This is a genomic window from Xenorhabdus vietnamensis (assembly GCF_002127535.1).
In the GTDB taxonomy this organism is placed as follows: domain Bacteria; phylum Pseudomonadota; class Gammaproteobacteria; order Enterobacterales; family Enterobacteriaceae; genus Xenorhabdus; species Xenorhabdus vietnamensis.
Genome location: NZ_MUBJ01000104.1, coordinates 1 through 817 on the forward strand (window position 1 = coordinate 1; position 817 = coordinate 817).

General features: G+C 41.6%; 1 pseudogene. It reads right to left on the reverse strand.

What is annotated here, in order from left to right:
- Positions 1–713 (reverse strand): annotated as a pseudogene (locus tag Xvie_RS20390) (IS982 family transposase); the annotation flags it as partial.
- Positions 714–817 lie beyond the last annotated feature (104 nt).

The window sequence follows — 817 nt, forward strand, 5'->3', positions numbered from 1 at the left end:
TCTATTAAAAAACGTTTTCTTAACATGGCCTTGTCCCAAAGCGATAAAAATTTGGCCTTCATATTACGGCGGACATTCGTGATCAATGTAATTCCTTCAGCCTTCAGTTCATCGCATAACACTTGCGATCAATAGCCTTTGTCACCATAGATGTGCCCAGTTAGGCCTGTGACCAGCGCTTTCACCGGCTGGCGATCGTCTATATTTCCCGGTGTCAATTTAACGGCTAAAATCTCACCACCATCATCGATAATCAGATGAAGTTTAAAGCCATAAAACCATCCTGTGCTGGTTTTTCCTCGCTGTGCTACCCCCTCAAAGACCTTATTCCGAGAAATACGAAGATTATGGCAAACCGCGATTCTGGTGGAATCGATAAAGGCAATACCGTGTGATTTTTCTTTGCGTGAAGAAAGGAAAGCGCACAACGGAATAATGGCTCTTTTCTTCAATGTTATCATCCTATTGTAGCTAACCAAGCCCGGAAAATCTGTTTGAAGGTATTGCTGGACATACTCAGTATAAAACGCTTTAAAATGACGGTAATGGCTCATATGAAATAAAATGAGGAGAGTCATCACCTCGCTCAGAGATAAGGACGTTGCACGATGGCGTTTAAGCAGATTATTCTCGATGAGCTGTTGTTCCCAAAGGGGAATAAATTTTTGGCAAAAATCATCGACGCAGCAGAAAAGTTCTTCTAAAGTCATCATAGCCTGAGGATCTCCACGATTTTGTTTTCTAAGCAAAAACTTTGATCGTGCCTCAGGCTCTTAGTTCCCTTCTTTTCTTCCTTTCTTAAACGAAGTTCAGGTTA